Source organism: Rheinheimera mangrovi, assembly GCF_003990335.1.
Classification (GTDB): domain Bacteria; phylum Pseudomonadota; class Gammaproteobacteria; order Enterobacterales; family Alteromonadaceae; genus Pararheinheimera; species Pararheinheimera mangrovi.
Genome location: NZ_CP034683.1, coordinates 2,627,628 through 2,643,272, shown reverse-complemented (window position 1 = coordinate 2,643,272; position 15,645 = coordinate 2,627,628). Strand labels below are relative to the sequence as shown.

Sequence of the window (15,645 nt, the reverse complement as noted above, 5' to 3'; positions counted from 1 at the left end):
TATACGTACTCTTTGAATTTGCCAGCTTACAGGAAAATTGCAAGAGGTTTTTTGCAGGTAATTGACAAAGTATGGTTTCAGCACAACAGACGGTTTTTTCTTATTCATGCAAAAAAGCAGCGTAAACTCCAGATTCATGGCACCCACAGCCTGGCAACCAGAGCTATTTTTACAGCCCGGTGTATTCAGCGCTTTGGCTGCACAATTTCCGTTAGCACAACAACGCCATTTCCCGTCGCCAGAGCTGCTGACAGCCTGGTTGCATCAGCGCACTGAGCTACAGGACTGGAGCTTTGTTGACAGCTCAGTGCTAGATGCAGATGGTCGTTATTACGAAGACTTTATTTGGCAAACCCGGCAAATACCTATGCGTGCAGACAACTGGCATGACTTATTTGGCGCCTTGATTTGGTGTTTATTCCCCAAAAGCAAGCGGGTAATGAATCAGCTGCATATGGCACAAATTCAACAGTTTGGCACTAAAGAACGCAGCAAAATTAGGCATAAGCTCACCTTATTAGATGAATGTGGCGTGTTGCTTTGTATCCAGCCTTCGCAGCGATTTATGTTGGATTTATTGCGTGATCACCAATGGACCGACGCTTTTTATCAGCATAAAAACCTATGGGCTGAGCTAAATCCTATTATTTTTGGCCATGCGAACTATGAAATGGCAACCAGGCCTTTTATTGGTTTAACCGCAAAATTATGGTGTATTGAATTGCCCTCAGGCTTGACCTGTCCAGACACAGAAGGTTACGATTTTGTTGATAACTTATTAGCAGCTCAGCTTGTGCAAGCAGAGCTGCTGCTTGATAATCAACAGCTTAGTCCACTGCCATTACTGGGAGTACCGGGCTGGCATCAACAGGCTCAGGATCTGGCCTTTTATGCTGATACCAGTTATTTCAGACCGAAACGGCATACGACTTAACAGAAGAATAACAAAGGGAACTATCAATGATAAAAATCGACGCGCTGGCTAAATCTTTTGCCATTAGTCGTGGCCAAAAGTTGTCGGACAGTGAAAAACAAGATGTGCGCTATAGCAAAGACGCTTTCCATTCGGTACGCAACGTCAGCTTTGATTGTGGCTCAGGCGAAGTATTAGGTTTATTGGGCCCGAATGGTGCAGGTAAAACCACCACTTTACGTATTTTATCGACTGCCTTACAGCCAGATTCTGGTTCTGTGTTGATTGAAGGCGTGGATGTGTTAAAGCAACCTGTGCAGGCCCGTAAAAAAATCGGTTTTTTATCCAGCAGCACTGGCTTATATGGCCGCCTCACTGCTTATGAAAACATTGCATATTTTGCCCGTTTGCATGGGATGAGCGAAACCGCATTAAAACAACGGATTGAAGAACTATTCACCCTGCTGAATATGCACGATTTTGCTAACCGTAAAGCCGATGCCATGTCCAGTGGTATGAAGCAAAAAACCGCCATAGCGCGCGCTGTGGTGCATTCACCCAAAGTGGTTATATTAGACGAACCTACTACCGGCCTGGATATTATGACCACCCAGACGGTACTGGATTTTATCCGCTCGTTAAAACAGCAGGGCACACCTGTTATTTTTTCTACCCATCATTTGGATGAAGTCGCGTCTTTGTGTGATCGGGTTGTGGTGATAGACAAAGGCATCAGCGCGTTTTCCGACAGCTTTGATGCATTTAAAGCGTTAAGTGCTGACGGTGATCTACGCCAGTCATTTATGAATGTGATTAATCAGGCAGGGCACAACAGGGAGTACAACTAAATGTGGCAAGTTTACCTTAAAGAACTCACCGAGTTAGTCCGCGATAAAAAAACCATGTTTTTTGTCATTTTACTGCCGATTCTGGTTTTCCCTGTGCTGTTTGGCATTATGGGATTAGTGGTAGCGAACGTAGCGAAGAATGCAGAAGCAGAAGAGCATCGCTACGTCATTATCAATGCAGATAAAGCGCCTGAATTAACAGAAGCTTTGTTTTATCACAAAAATTTCAAAAAGGTAGAGTCTGATCTGACCGAACCGGAAGCACTGAAACAAGCTATTCGCGACGATAAATTTGATTTGGCTATTATCATTGCCGACGACTTTAGTGCCGATGTAACTAATCTGACGCAAAGCCAATGGACTGTGATTTACAATATGTCGTCCCAGCTTGATATGATTGATAAATACTTCAATCAGTTGCTGCGCGATTACAGCAAAAAGCTGCAACTGGCCAAGCTGGATAGCTTAGGTGTAAGTGCCGAAAAAGTGGATGCATTGTTGCAACCAGTCAAGCTGGAAAAAGTAAATACCGCCGAAAGCCGTGAAAATTTGGGTGAAAAAATTGGCGGTTTTGTTGCTTACATCCTGATCCCTTTGTGCTTAATCGGCTGCTCTTATCCGGCTGTTGATATAGGTGCAGGTGAAAAGGAGCGCGGTACTTTAGAAACCTTATTAATATGCCCGATCAGCAGAACCTCTATTGTGTTAGGAAAGTTTCTGACTGTACTGACCACAGGCTTAGCCTCTGCACTTATTACGGTCAGTAGCTTTGGTGGCTGGGGTTATGTTATTGGCTCTTTAATGGGGGTCGATATAGTGGCTAAAACTATGTCTACTTTAGGCGTTGCCGATCTGTTACTGATCCTGATGATGCTGATCCCATTGTCTGCCATTTTTGCATCTTTATTGCTGTCATTATCCATCTATGCCCGCAGCTTTAAAGAAGCACAAAACTATATTGGCCCTTTGAGCATGATCGTCTTTATGCCGCTGATTGTGGCGTTAATGCCTGGCGTAGAGCTGACCTGGGCAATGGCTATGTTACCTATTGCCAACGTTGCACTTGCCATTAAAGAGCTGATTAAAGGCACTATGGATATAGGTATGCTGTTGGCTATTTTTGGTTCGACAGTAGTGATCGCAGGAGCCATGTTGGCCTTTTGTGTCAGCTGGTTCCAAAAAGAAAAAGTATTGTTCAGATAAAATGTTCGAGCATGTTAACGCATGTTGGCTGTAGGGGCGGGGCTTGTCCCCGCCCGTTTCAAATTACAAGGCGATGTTATAGGGCTTGTCCCCGCCCGTTTCAAATTACAAGGTGATGTTATAGGGGCTTGTCCCCGCCCGTTTCAAATTACAAGGCGATGTTATAGGGGCTTGTCCCCGCCCGTTTCAAATTACAAGGTGATGTTATAGGGGCTTGTCCCCGCCCGTCTAATGATACCCCGGTGTTAATGAAAGGGCCGGGGCACCCGCGGATTCAATGTAGGGGCGTCGTTTATCGGCGCCCGTTTCGTTTCTGCGCATATGAAGTCATTAAAGCTGCAGCTTTAAGTACGAAGGGGAGTTTAATGAAGTTATTTGATGCCATAGTCAACCCATACAAAGGTTGCTTTATTGGACCGGAACAACTGCCTGACACGATAGCCGAATTTGCCGGGCGTTTAGCTGCATCTGTGGAGGCATGGCGTCAGCATTACTCTTTAATTTGGCTTGAGCTACCGGCTTCGCGCTCAGAGCTGATTTCCGTCGCTGTTGAACTTGGTTTTGCCTTTCATCACTGCATGCCAGACAAATTAATGCTTTGCAAAAAACTGCAGGCCGACAGCTATTTGCCTTTAGCTGCAACCCATAGCATTGGGGTGGGTGCTGTGGTGTTATCCAATTCTGGCAAAGTATTGCTGGTGCAGGAAAAACCTTTGGAGGGCCGCAGAGCAGGCTATTTTAAATTGCCTGGCGGTATGGTGGACCCGAAAGAGCATTTAGCCGATGCCGCCATTCGTGAAGTACAGGAAGAAACAGGTGTCACAGCTCGCTTTGACAGCTTTTTAGGCTTACGCCATCACCATCAGGGCCAGTTTGGTGCTTCTAATTTGTATATGGTCTGCCGTTTAACCGCAGAAGAAACAGAGCCAAAACCAGACCCGCGCGAAATTCTGCACGCCCGCTGGTTTGATTGTGCCGAGTATCTGGCTGACCCTAACGCCAGCCCTTACAACAAGCTACTGGTACAAACGGCATTAACAGGCCAGCGGCTTTTAAGCCGGAAAGTGGAGGGCTATATGAAAGGACCTGATGAGTATGAGATTTTTATGGGTTAGTTTTGGTTGTTAAAGAGACTTTACCCTAATTTATCGGATCGACTCCAAACCCGTCGAATTCGACTGCTTTAGAAATAAAATCTACCAAAGCCGTTGTAGTGTTTGTCCCTGTTACGCTATGGTAGTGCCAAAGCAAAATTTCAGGGACATGAAGTGCTTAGCATTAATCAGGACAAAAGATTATGGTTTATCGAACTGATCGCTTGGTGGGAAGGCCGGATCAGTACCAGTCACTTAATCCGCCAGTTTGGCATCAGCCGCACTCAGGCACAAAAAGATATTCTTTATTACCAGCAATTGTTACCTGGAAATCTGCTTTATCACGCCAGTTATAAAGGTTTTCTGCCACAACCTGATTTTAAGCACGGCTACATTTGTGGCGATGTAGTGGAGTATCTGAATTGGGTGAGCCATCAGGACGCTATTGCCGACGTCAGCACCGCTTTGCCTTATACCACCTTAGCTCTGCCGAAACGCCAGGTAAGCGCAGAAATCATTCGGGTCTTGGTCAGGGCAATAAGGCAAAAACGCAGGTTGGAAGTAGACTATGTATCGGTCAGTAATCCTGATCGGCAAGGCCGTATCATTGTGCCGCATCATTTTGTCAGTGCAGGGTTGCGCTGGCATTTACGGGCGTACTGCGAAAAATCCAAAGGCTTTCGTGACTTTGTCTTAAGCCGTTTTCGTGGTGTACCGGAGTTATTGGATAAAACCAACATCAGCGCAGAGCTAGACCCCGGCTGGACCACTGAGTTTTGTCTAGAATTCCAACCCGACCCACGTTTAACCCCAGCCCAACAAGAAGTGTTGCGCCAGGACTACCAAATGCAAAACGGCAAACTCCAGCTCCAAACCCGGGCTTGCCTTGCCCAATACGTGCTGCAGGAAATGCAGGTCAACATCCGCGACATCAACATCAGCCCCGAAGCCCAGCAGCTGGTTTTAATCAATCTGAACGAAATAAAACCCTGGCTATTTGAAGAAAAATCATAAGCTTACCAACAACCTGCACAGTTAGTTTACAGGTGTTTTTGTACAGTGTTGTTAATTCAGGGATAGAGGGTAGAGTGGTTATATTGAAAAGGAGATACTGCAAATGAACTACATCGCTCATCCTGCGAAAGATGGTATTAGCCACCAAAGCGTCAAAACACATTTGATTGAAGTTGGTGCATTGGCTGCAGTTTATGCAAATAAACTTGGTCAGAGTGATGTCGGTTTACTGCTTGGTTTATTGCATGACTTTGGCAAGTTTAGTCAGGCTTTTCAAGGCTATATGCAACTCATTATTCAGCAGTCTGTATCCAGTTTTGATGCTGACATTGACGATGTTGACGTAAAAAGTTTGAAAGGAAAAATCGACCACTCATCAGCAGGTGCCCAATGGGTTTTTCAGCAACTGCTGCCAGTGGCACTGCGATGCTTTCCTGAAAAAGGATCTTCAGATCAAAGACTGGCCATCGCAGCGATACAAATTTTAGCTTTGTGCATCGCGTCTCATCACAGCGGTTTAATTGACTGTTTACCCTCTGAGAATGGCTCAGGCTTCTTAAGCCGGATCCGCAAAGCGGATGAGCTGACTCATCTGCAAGAATGTATAAGGGTGGCGGATGCAGAAATTCTGACTAAAGCTGCTTCATTTACATCGCTCGATTTTATTAAAAGTGTCGTCAACAAGTTAAAGCAACATTCAACTGAAGCCTCTGGATACAGTGAGGTTGCTCGGGCGTTCAATCTTGGTTTTTACACAAAATTCCTGTTCAGTTGCCTTATAGACGCGGATAGAGTCAATAGTGCCGATTTTGAGAATCCGGAATATAGCCAATACAGACACCAGAAGCCTGATTGGGCAGAGGCATGTCTGCGAGTAGAAACTTTTGTAGCAACACTGGAATGCAGAAATTCCGTGGACTCTATCCGTAAGCAAATTTCAGATCATTGTTTAAAACTTGCCGTGGATGCGCAGGGGATCTATAGCCTAACTGTGCCGACAGGAGGCGGGAAAACTTATTCCAGTTTGCGTTATGCGCTGCATCATGCAAAAGAGCATAAGCTTGACCGTGTGTTTTACATCATTCCATACACTTCAATTATTGAGCAAAATGCCGAAGCGATAAGGGAAGTACTTCATCGTGATCATGATGCGCGCCCATGGGTATTGGAACATCATTCGAATCTGGAACCTGAACAACAAACCTGGCATAGCAAATTAGTCGGTGAAAATTGGGATGCCCCTATAGTGCTGACGACTATGGTGCAATTTCTTGAAACATTGTTAAGCGGCGGCACCCGTGGTGTAAGGCGTTTACATCAACTGGCGAATAGTGTCATCGTTTTCGATGAAATTCAGACTTTACCTGTGAACTGCATTCATCTTTTTAATAATTCGTTGAACTACCTGGCCGCGTATTGCAAAACGACAGCGGTGCTTTGTACTGCAACTCAGCCTTTGCTGCATAAAGTTAAAAATGAGGAAAAAGGCCGACTGAATTTAACCGATGACAATGAGTTAATGCCTGACGTTACCGATTTGTTTGACGAGCTAAAAAGAGTCGAGATCCTCGACGTAACTAAGCCGTTAGGCTGGTCATTAGATGAAATTACATTGCTTGCACTTGACGAAGTGAAGCTGAAACAAAGCTGTCTGATTATTGTAAATACCAAAAACTGGGCCCAGGCACTTTTTAAGTCTTTACAGCAAAGTGGTGAAGTGGATGCTGAAGCGTTAATTCACTTAAGCACAGCACAATGCCCGGCTCATCGTAAGGCATTGTTAGCAAAAATACGGCAGCGTCTGAATGCCAATTTGCCTGTACTGTGTATCAGTACTCAACTTATTGAAGCTGGCGTGGATGTGGATTTTGCTACCGTGATCCGTTTTCTGGCGGGTTTAGATTCTTTGGCTCAGGCTGCTGGTCGCTGCAATCGTAATGGTAAACATCCGACATCAACGGTTTATGTGATCAATCCGGATAAAGAGACAATTGATTTACTACCGGATATCAAAGCAGGCCAAGAAGCTACAAAACGAATTTTTAATGAATTCAAGGGCAAAGACTTCCTGAAACCAGAAGTGATGCAGCAGTATTTTCAGTACTACTTTTTTGAACGTAGCGATGAGATGAATTACCCCATAAAAGCTAGGGTAGAAGAAGGCCCGAATGATTTGCTGAATCTGTTAAGCGTGAATGCCAGAAATCCAAACGCAAATCCTATGCTCACATTACAACATGCTTTTATGACAGCCGGAAAAGCCTTTAAGGCAATAGACGCGCCGACACAGTCGCTTATTGTGCCTTATGGTGAAGGACGAACATTTTTGAAAGAACTTTGTGCGGTGAACAAAAAATTTGATGCGGCCACCTATTACCAATTACTCCGGAGGCTACAGAAATACAGCGTGAATTTGTTTCCAAATGTATGGGAACAACTTCAGCAGCAAAATGCAATTTATGAAGTTATCGAAGGTGAAGGGATTTTCTATCTCGATGAGCGATTTTATAGCCAGGATTTTGGTATATGCACGAATGCTTGTGCAGAACAGTACAACTTAGTTTTCTAACTGAAAAGGACGGAATAATGGAGACAAAACCGATGAAAAACAGCATTAGTTTTCGTCTATGGGGACGTTATGCGCTATTTACCGATCCGATCACAAAGGTTGGTGGGGAGAAATGCTCATATCACTTACCTACGTATGAAGCGCTAAAGGGAGTTCTGAAATCCATCTATTGGAAACCAACAATCACTTGGTATGTCGACAGAGTCAGAGTGATAAACCCTTTACGGACACAGACGAAGGGCACTAAACCACTAAACTGGGGAGGGGGGAATAGTCTGGCTATTTATACCTTCCTGCATGAAGTTGAATATCAGGTTGAAGCGCATTTTGAATGGAATACTTGTCGGCCTGATTTGGCGAAAGATCGTGTTGATGGCAAGCACTTTAGTATTGCGAACCGAATGCTTGAAAAAGGTGGTAGACAAGACATTTTTTTAGGGACGCGCGATTGCCAGGGCTATGTGGAACCTTGTGAGTTTGGCTCTGGCTCCGGGGCTTATGATGGAATTGATGAACTTGGTTTTGGCTTGATGTTCCATGGTTTTGATTACCCGGATGAAACGGGTGTAGATGAACTGCATACCCGGTTTTGGCATGCCACTATGAAACAGGGAGTTGTCACGTTCCCCCGACCAGAAGATTGCCAGATCCGCCGCTTTATCCGCGACATGCAGCCAAAAGAGTTTGTGCTTGATGTGAATCAACAGGCTGTGGAAGAGCTGGAGGCTGCGTTATGAGCTGGTTAGCGCGTTTATACGAAACTTATGAACAGGCACAGAAGTTTTCTGCAGATTTAACGCAGGAACAGCAATTAATGCCGGTTAGCCACACTCCGCAGAACGCACATATCAATATTGTGATTGACGAAAATGGTAATTTCGTAAGAGCTGAAGTGCTGGAGAAAACACAAATAGTTTTACCGGCAACTGAACAGTCTGCGGGCCGGAGCAGTGGCTTGGCACCCCATCCATTAGCAGACAAAATCCAGTATGTTGCTGGTGATTATGCCGAGTTTGGTGGAAAAAAAGCTTCTGGCTATGAGCTGTATGAGGCTTTACTACGTTCTTGGTGCGAATCAGAGTTTGCTATATCTACACTTAAAATTATTCACACCTATATTGTTCAGAAAACGGTTGTGGCGGACCTGATTAAGCATGGTGTATTACATGCCGCAGACGGTGAACTTTTAACAAAATGGTCTGGAGATTCGGAAGCACCTGCCATTTTTAGATTGTTACCAAAAGAAAAAGGATCGTTGGATCAAGGATCAGCGTTAGTGTGCTGGACTGTAGAAGTGCCCGGGATAGTACAGTCTAAAACCTGGCTTGATTCTGAAATTCAGCAAAGTTGGATTAACTTTGACAGCTTAAATGGTGGTAAGCCTGGCCTGTGTTTAATAAAAGGCGAGCAAAGTGTTTTAGCATCAAACCATCCAGCCAAAATTCGACACAACGGCGATAAAGCAAAATTAATCTCCGCCAACGATAGCAGTGGATTTACCTTCAGAGGTAAATTTACCGATAGTGAGCAAGCATCGGCAGTGAGTTTTGATGTAACGCAAAAAGCACATAATGCCCTAAGATTTTTGCTAAAAAGGCAAGGTATCAAAGTGGGCGATGGTGGTGATAATAATGCCTACTACCTAAGCTGGGCTATTTCAGGCAAAAAGACTCCAAACCCGTTTGCAGATCCCTGGGATCTGTTAAATACCGAAATCCTACCCGACAAAGATCACTCACTCGATTTAGGCCAAAGCTATGCGCTAAACCTGAAAAAACACTTAAAAGGCACTGGTAAAGGAGAGTTAGAACGGAACGAGAGCATTTGTATTTTGGGGCTGGATTCCGCTACGCCAGGCCGCATGGGTATTATTTACTATCGTGAAACCATAGCTGAAGAGTTTTTAGCCTCTTTAGAAAAGTGGTATCAGGATTTTGCCTGGCCACAGCGGCATAAAGTAACGCTGAACAGTAATGGCAAAACTAAACCTGTCGAGAAAACAGTTTGGTCGGTTTGTGCTCCCGCCCCTTATAAAATTTGGGATGCAGTTTACGGCGACGTTTTAAAAAGTACTGATTCACTTAAGAAAAACCTGACCGAACGTCTGTTGCCTTGCATTGTTGAAGGCAGGCCTTTACCTGTAGACATTGTTAACTACGCCATTAAACGGGCAACGAATCGTTTAGCTTACAAAATAGATGAAACATGGCGCTGGGAGCAAAACCTCGGAATTGCGTGCGCACTATACAAAGGCTTTTGTAAACGTACATCTCATTCAAAATATCAAAAGGACTATGCCATGGCATTAGATGAAACCAGTACCTCACGGGACTATTTATATGGCCGCTTATTGGCGGTAGCTGAAAATATAGAATCCTACGCGCTTTACAAAGCGGGTGAAAAGCGTAACACCACGGCTGACCGTTTAATGCAACGCTTTGCCGACAGGCCGTTTTCCACCTGGCGTAATTTAGAGCTGGCACTAAAGCCCTATATGCATCGTTTGCAAAATGTAAGCCCCGGCTTTTTAAAGTTAAGAAAAGATTTGCTGGATAGCATTCAGTCGGCGTTCGACACTACAGAATTTACGTCAGACAAAGCGCTAAGTGGTGAGTTTTTACTTGGGTTTCACTGCCAGCGTTTAGAACTAAACAGTAAAAAAGACGCGGTAGAAACCGCAGATGCATCGGAATAAGGAAACCAACATGAGCTTACAAAACAAAATTGATTTCGCCATTATTTTTTCAGTAAAAAACGCTAACCCAAACGGCGATCCGTTAAATGGTAACCGCCCACGAACCGACTATGACGGTTTTGGTGAAATTACTGACGTCTGTTTAAAGCGTAAAACCCGTGATCGCTTACAAGATGCTGGTCAGGCAATTTTTGTACAATCGGATGAAAAGAAAAACGATGGACACCCAAGCCTGCGTGCACGAGCCGAAGGCGTTTTAGGTAAAGATGCGTTGAATGCCAAAAAAACAAAACCTGAAGATGCAGCAAAGTTAGCGTGTAATACCTGGTTTGATGTCCGTGCTTTTGGTCAATTATTTGCGTTTAAAAGCGAAGAGAAAGACGGCGTTTCAATCCCTATTCGTGGACCAGTCAGTATTCAATCAGCCTTTAGCCGGGAGCCGGTGAGCATTACCAGCACCCAAATAACCAAAAGTGTCAGCGGTGATGGCGATGGCAGTAAAAAAGGCTCAGATACCATGGGGATGAAGCACCGTGTTGATCAGGCTGTTTACGTTGCCTTTGGAGCCATGTCACCACAACTTGCAGAAAAAACCGGCTTTAGTGATGCAGATGCAGATGTTCTGAAATCCATTCTGCCGAAGCTGTTTGAAGGCGATGCCTCGTCGGCAAGGCCGGAAGGTTCTATGGCGGTAGAAAAGGTGATCTGGTGGAAACATAACAGTAAGGCTGGCCAATATTCGTCAGCTAAAGTGCACAGATCGTTGGATGTAAAACCCGATGGCAGCTATCAGTTAACGCCTTTGGATAACTTAAAAGCTGAAGAAATAGACGGTTTCTAGCTTTGCATAACACCAGAGCCTGCAGCAATCAGGCTCTGAAAAAGCTATAGTACCAACACAATCAGGTTAGTTTGGAGATATGCAGATGAACCTTCATGAGCTAAGTGCCAGCGAAAAGATTTTACTGGCAGAGCAGTTATGGGACAGTGTTCGGGCTGAGGCGGATGCCAGTGAGCTAAGTGCTTCGCAGCGTAAGGTGTTGGCAGAGCGTTTGGCGGAGTATGAGCTGGAACCTGCAGAGGGGGAAAGCTGGGACAGTGTGAAAGCACAAATTGCCCGGCTATGACTGCCAAATTGCTGATCCGCTCGGCTGCCAAAAAGGATCTGCAGTATGCTTTTCAGTACTATCAGTCTTGTTTGCCCAACCTGGGGCATGAATTTCTGCTGTGTGTCGATGCACAGCTGCATGCCATTCAGCGGATGCCAAAGCGCTATCGCATGGTTTATAAGATGATTCGCCGGGCAGTAGTCCAGCGTTTCCCGTATTGCATTTATTTTATCGAAACAGAACAGGTGATTAGCATTATCGCCGTACTGCATGCCAGACGTGCACCCGATAGCTGGCAGCGCAGGCAATAGTATGAATGATGTAAGACTGATCCCACTTGCTGCGCTTCAGCACTACGCCTTTTGTCCACGTCAATGCGCGCTAATCCATAACGAACAAGTGTGGGCTGATAACTTTCTGACTGCACAAGGCCATTTGTTGCATGAACGGGTGGATAGTGGTGAGCCGGAAACCCGGAAAGGGATCCGGATTGAGCGTGGAGTGCAGGTAGCTGCACCAAATATTGGCATTACCGGCAAACTGGACTTGGTTGAAAAGGATTTATCCACTGGTGAACTGTTTCCGGTGGAATATAAAAGGGGTAAACCCAAAGTAAGTGACTGGGATGAAATTCAGCTTTGTGCTCAGGCTGTATGTCTGGAAGAAATGACCAGAAAAACTGTGGCTGAAGGAGCACTTTGGTATAACCAAACCCGTCATCGTCAGGCCGTGATTTTTACACCCGAATTGCGTCAGCGTACCTTACAGGTGATTGCTGATGTAGCCACCATGCTGGAGTCTGGTATTACCCCAAAAGCTGTGTATGACAAGCATTGCCATGCCTGCAGTTTGTTTGATTTGTGTAATCCGAAGTTATTACAAAAGGACAACAGCTTGCAGTATGTGAATCGCCTTTTTTCAACGGAAGATTTCGATGAAGAGACTACAGAATAGTTTGTACATCAATACGCAAGGTGCGTACCTGCATAAAGAGCGTGAAACTTTAGTTATTGATATTAATAAAGAAAAAGCAGCTCAGCTGCCTATTCATGGTATTGGGGCTATCTTTTGCTTTGGTAATGTCATGGTGTCGCCTCAAGTGATGGGTTTTTGCGGTGAAAACTCCGTCAATCTGGCGTTTTTTACTGAATACGGCAGGTTTTTAGCGAGAGTACAGGGTAAACAAACGGGTAATGTGTTGTTGCGCCGTGCTCAATACCGTAAAGCAGACGAAGACCCGGTTTCTGTTGCCAGAAATATTGTGGCGGCGAAAATTCAGATGCAAAAGCAAGTGTTACAGCGCCATCAACGCAACCACGGAAACTCTGTTGAATTTAGTCAGCAGATCACAGCCATCAATCATGTGTTGGATACCTTAAAACACTGTGCAGATTTGGACAAAATCCGCGGTTATGAAGGGGAGGCGGCGTCCAGATATTTTTCTGTGTTTAATATGCTACTGACCAATAAAGATCTGGGTTTCGAGTTTTCTGGCCGGGTCAGGCGGCCACCAACAGATCCTGTCAATTGTTTATTGTCTTTTATGTATTCTGTGCTTGGTAACGATATAAGCGCCGCATTGCAAGGTGTAGGATTGGACCCGCAAGTAGGCTTTTTGCACCAGGAAAGACCTGGGCGTGATAGTTTAGCGCTTGATCTGCTTGAGGAGTTCAGAGCCTTTATTGCTGACAGACTGGTACTTACTCTGCTGAACCGGCAACAGCTAAAACCGTCTGATTTTATTACGGAAACCGGTGGGGCAGTAAAGCTAAAGGACGATGCTAGAAAGCTGGTATTGAAAGAGTATCAAAGCCGGAAACAACAAAAGATCCGACATCAGTTTTTAGACGAAGACGTTGAAATTGGTTTGTTACCTCATGTGCAGGCACTTTTGCTGGCAAGGCATATTCGTGGAGACTTACAGCAGTACCCACCTTTTATCAGTAAGTAAATTTGCGAGGGCAATACGCATGATGGTGTTAATTACTTATGATGTTTCTTTTGATAACGAAGGTGGGCAGCGCAGGCTCAGGCACATCGCAAAAATTTGCCAGAACTACGGCACAAGAGTGCAGTATTCAGTGTTTGAGTGCGATATAGACCCATCACAATGGGTGGCATTAAAGTCAAAGCTGTTATCAACCTACGATGACAGTGTCGACAGCTTACGTTTTTACATTCTGGGTAAAAACTGGCGGAGCAAAGTCGAACATCATGGTGCAAAAGCCACGCTGGATTTGTTTGCTGATCCCCTCATTATTTAGTTAAACGCTAACTTGTAGTGCTCTTTAAAAAGCCGGAACATTAGCGGCATCCTTAGTTACTGATTTTAAAGTAATTAAGATGTCCCATTCCTCTTATTCATGTATTTTTTTCATATTGATCTGACGTTAGCGCAAATTGCACATAACGGTTAGACTATGCGTGCCTTTGCAAAAAGGCGGTCGCGTCCCGCACGGGGCGCGTGGATTGAAACATGCTCTGTTACCTATGGGGGTTACATTACTCAGTCGCGTCCCGCACGGGGCGCGTGGATTGAAACGGACAGCAGCCGTGTTAACAGCGTAGGGTCCTCGTCGCGTCCCGCACGGGGCGCGTGGATTGAAACGCTAAGTTCTGGAAACTCCCCGAACTTATCCAGAGTCGCGTCCCGCACGGGGCGCGTGGATTGAAACCTATTAAGGGTTATTAAGCCGCTATGAAGCGGCCCGTCGCGTCCCGCACGGGGCGCGTGGATTGAAACAGTGGATTGGCATGGATTACGAGACTGAAGAATCGTCGCGTCCCGCACGGGGCGCGTGGATTGAAACCTTTCGGTGTAACAGCGGTTAGCGATGCTAAATCGTCGCGTCCCGCACGGGGCGCGTGGATTGAAACACTTACTCCATCAAAGTACAACTCAGAAATAGCGTCGCGTCCCGCACGGGGCGCGTGGATTGAAACAGTTCCAGCGCATTCACAACGGCCGTCATAAAATGTCGCGTCCCGCACGGGGCGCGTGGATTGAAACGTTGAGCTATCTGCAATGCTGGTGGCTCACGAGTCGTCGCGTCCCGCACGGGGCGCGTGGATTGAAACGTTTATATCCGATCCAGCCCAATACGTTGAAATGTCGCGTCCCGCACGGGGCGCGTGGATTGAAACTTCACTGTGGTGAAATTAAAATTAACAACAGCATGTCGCGTCCCGCACGGGGCGCGTGGATTGAAACCAGTAATGCGGCGTATTTTCTCAAGCTTGCTTTGGTCGCGTCCCGCACGGGGCGCGTGGATTGAAACAGATGTTAGCTCTGACGCCGCAGGACGTCTTACAGTCGCGTCCCGCACGGGGCGCGTGGATTGAAACACAGTGTCGCTTACGCCAATAAAAACAAATGGCGTCGCGTCCCGCACGGGGCGCGTGGATTGAAACTGAACTAAATCCTTGTGCGCCTCACGCGCAAAATGTCGCGTCCCGCACGGGGCGCGTGGATTGAAACGCGCACCAATTCGCGCATATCAGGCTCTAAAGTGTCGCGTCCCGCACGGGGCGCGTGGATTGAAACCATTGTTTTATCCTGAGCGAACCCGTCGAGCGTCGTCGCGTCCCGCACGGGGCGCGTGGATTGAAACGTGAAGGAACAGCCGTACCGCTATAACGGTCAGGGTCGCGTCCCGCACGGGGCGCGTGGATTGAAACGACGATTTATGGTCATGTAATGCCGATGCACTGGCGTCGCGTCCCGCACGGGGCGCGTGGATTGAAACTCCATTAGCCCCTTCCCGCAAGTTGGTACAGTGAAGTCGCGTCCCGCACGGGGCGCGTGGATTGAAACTTTGCCCGAAGTGCGCCAAGGTTTACCAGTACATCGTCGCGTCCCGCACGGGGCGCGTGGATTGAAACGGACAGACTAATCAGGAAAAGGCTAACAAGAAAGGTCGCGTCCCGCACGGGGCGCGTGGATTGAAACCACAGCAACGCCTGCGAGCTGAAAATAAGCATTAGTCGCGTCCCGCACGGGGCGCGTGGATTGAAACTGTGATCGTCGTGTCCCATGCGGCCAAAGGCTTGGTCGCGTCCCGCACGGGGCGCGTGGATTGAAACGACAGAAGCGCTGGCCGCTTTAGTTGCTGGAAAGGTCGCGTCCCGCACGGGGCGCGTGGATTGAAACAATCGGGTAGCTACCATCGGGTATTTCCACAACGGTCGCGTCCCGCACGG

Annotated in this window: 14 protein-coding genes and 1 CRISPR repeat array (1 of these 15 cut by a window edge); all 14 genes read left to right on the top strand. The window is 46.4% G+C overall.

All coding sequences use genetic code 11. The features are described 5' to 3' along the window. The first annotated feature begins 106 nt into the window (after positions 1 to 106). The 14 genes from EK374_RS11850 (at position 107) to cas2 (ending at position 13,709) form a co-directional block, all read left to right on the top strand. Complete coding sequence (locus EK374_RS11850; RefSeq protein ID WP_127023696.1) at positions 107 to 934, top strand: DUF3025 domain-containing protein; 828 nt, start codon at positions 107 to 109, stop codon at positions 932 to 934. A gap of 26 nt (positions 935 to 960) precedes the next feature. Further along, the gene (locus EK374_RS11845) at positions 961 to 1,761 is read left to right on the top strand and encodes an ATP-binding cassette domain-containing protein (protein WP_127023693.1); all 801 of its coding nucleotides are present in this window, start codon (positions 961 to 963) and stop codon (positions 1,759 to 1,761) included. Beyond that, entirely contained in the window at positions 1,762 to 2,964 is a 1,203-nt protein-coding gene (locus EK374_RS11840; protein ID WP_127023690.1) for an ABC transporter permease, read from the top strand. A gap of 365 nt (positions 2,965 to 3,329) precedes the next feature. Then, on the top strand, positions 3,330 to 4,079 hold the full coding sequence (locus tag EK374_RS11835; RefSeq protein ID WP_164731867.1) for an NUDIX hydrolase: 750 nt from the start codon (positions 3,330 to 3,332) through the stop codon (positions 4,077 to 4,079). A gap of 153 nt (positions 4,080 to 4,232) precedes the next feature. Next, positions 4,233 to 5,072: a helix-turn-helix transcriptional regulator gene (locus EK374_RS11830; RefSeq protein ID WP_127023684.1), complete on the top strand. Its 840-nt coding sequence runs from the start codon at positions 4,233 to 4,235 to the stop codon at positions 5,070 to 5,072. Positions 5,073 to 5,175: 103 nt separating this feature from the next. After that, positions 5,176 to 7,641, top strand: coding sequence for a CRISPR-associated helicase Cas3' (gene cas3, locus EK374_RS11825; protein WP_127023682.1), 2,466 nt, complete (start codon positions 5,176 to 5,178; stop codon positions 7,639 to 7,641). 17 nt (positions 7,642 to 7,658) lie between these two features. Beyond that, positions 7,659 to 8,378, top strand: a complete 720-nt coding sequence (gene cas5c, locus EK374_RS11820; RefSeq protein ID WP_206099189.1) for a type I-C CRISPR-associated protein Cas5c — start codon at positions 7,659 to 7,661, stop codon at positions 8,376 to 8,378. Beyond that, positions 8,375 to 10,336, top strand: coding sequence for a type I-C CRISPR-associated protein Cas8c/Csd1 (cas8c, locus tag EK374_RS11815; RefSeq protein WP_127023679.1), 1,962 nt, complete (start codon positions 8,375 to 8,377; stop codon positions 10,334 to 10,336). Before cas5c ends, cas8c begins: the two co-directional genes overlap by 4 nt. A 10-nt stretch (positions 10,337 to 10,346) precedes the next feature. After that, complete coding sequence (gene cas7c, locus EK374_RS11810; RefSeq protein ID WP_127023676.1) at positions 10,347 to 11,177, top strand: type I-C CRISPR-associated protein Cas7/Csd2; 831 nt, start codon at positions 10,347 to 10,349, stop codon at positions 11,175 to 11,177. A gap of 85 nt (positions 11,178 to 11,262) precedes the next feature. Beyond that, positions 11,263 to 11,463, top strand: coding sequence for an addiction module protein (locus tag EK374_RS11805; protein WP_127023673.1), 201 nt, complete (start codon positions 11,263 to 11,265; stop codon positions 11,461 to 11,463). Beyond that, entirely contained in the window at positions 11,460 to 11,756 is a 297-nt protein-coding gene (locus EK374_RS11800) for a type II toxin-antitoxin system RelE/ParE family toxin (protein WP_127023670.1), read from the top strand. Before EK374_RS11805 ends, EK374_RS11800 begins: the two co-directional genes overlap by 4 nt. Before the next feature lies 1 nt (position 11,757). Then, positions 11,758 to 12,399 carry a CRISPR-associated protein Cas4 gene (gene cas4 / locus EK374_RS11795; protein WP_206099188.1) on the top strand — a complete coding sequence of 214 codons (642 nt, stop codon included), beginning with the start codon at positions 11,758 to 11,760 and terminating at the stop codon, positions 12,397 to 12,399. Beyond that, entirely contained in the window at positions 12,380 to 13,396 is a 1,017-nt protein-coding gene (gene cas1c / locus EK374_RS11790) for a type I-C CRISPR-associated endonuclease Cas1c (RefSeq protein ID WP_127023664.1), read from the top strand. Before cas4 ends, cas1c begins: the two co-directional genes overlap by 20 nt. Positions 13,397 to 13,415: 19 nt before the next feature. Further along, positions 13,416 to 13,709 (top strand): CRISPR-associated endonuclease Cas2, encoded by a 294-nt coding sequence (gene cas2 / locus EK374_RS11785; protein ID WP_127023660.1) that lies wholly within the window; start codon positions 13,416 to 13,418, stop codon positions 13,707 to 13,709. Between the two features lie 179 nt (positions 13,710 to 13,888). Beyond that, positions 13,889 to 15,645: a CRISPR direct-repeat array (repeat unit 33 nt; unit sequence GTCGCGTCCCGCACGGGGCGCGTGGATTGAAAC) (it continues 154 nt past the right edge of the window).

Bases quoted from the DNA above. Each gene is read 5' to 3' on its own strand.
- EK374_RS11850 (WP_127023696.1), top strand. From the start codon at position 107: ATGCAAAAAAGCAGCGTAAACTCCAGATTCATGGCACCCACAGCCTGG.
- EK374_RS11845 (WP_127023693.1), top strand. From the start codon at position 961: ATGATAAAAATCGACGCGCTGGCTAAATCTTTTGCCATTAGTCGTGGC.
- EK374_RS11840 (WP_127023690.1), top strand. From the start codon at position 1,762: ATGTGGCAAGTTTACCTTAAAGAACTCACCGAGTTAGTCCGCGATAAA.
- EK374_RS11835 (WP_164731867.1), top strand. From the start codon at position 3,330: ATGAAGTTATTTGATGCCATAGTCAACCCATACAAAGGTTGCTTTATT.
- cas3 (WP_127023682.1), top strand. From the start codon at position 5,176: ATGAACTACATCGCTCATCCTGCGAAAGATGGTATTAGCCACCAAAGC.
- cas5c (WP_206099189.1), top strand. From the start codon at position 7,659: ATGGAGACAAAACCGATGAAAAACAGCATTAGTTTTCGTCTATGGGGA.
- cas8c (WP_127023679.1), top strand. From the start codon at position 8,375: ATGAGCTGGTTAGCGCGTTTATACGAAACTTATGAACAGGCACAGAAG.
- cas7c (WP_127023676.1), top strand. From the start codon at position 10,347: ATGAGCTTACAAAACAAAATTGATTTCGCCATTATTTTTTCAGTAAAA.
- EK374_RS11805 (WP_127023673.1), top strand. From the start codon at position 11,263: ATGAACCTTCATGAGCTAAGTGCCAGCGAAAAGATTTTACTGGCAGAG.
- EK374_RS11800 (WP_127023670.1), top strand. From the start codon at position 11,460: ATGACTGCCAAATTGCTGATCCGCTCGGCTGCCAAAAAGGATCTGCAG.
- cas4 (WP_206099188.1), top strand. From the start codon at position 11,758: ATGAATGATGTAAGACTGATCCCACTTGCTGCGCTTCAGCACTACGCC.
- cas1c (WP_127023664.1), top strand. From the start codon at position 12,380: ATGAAGAGACTACAGAATAGTTTGTACATCAATACGCAAGGTGCGTAC.
- cas2 (WP_127023660.1), top strand. From the start codon at position 13,416: ATGATGGTGTTAATTACTTATGATGTTTCTTTTGATAACGAAGGTGGG.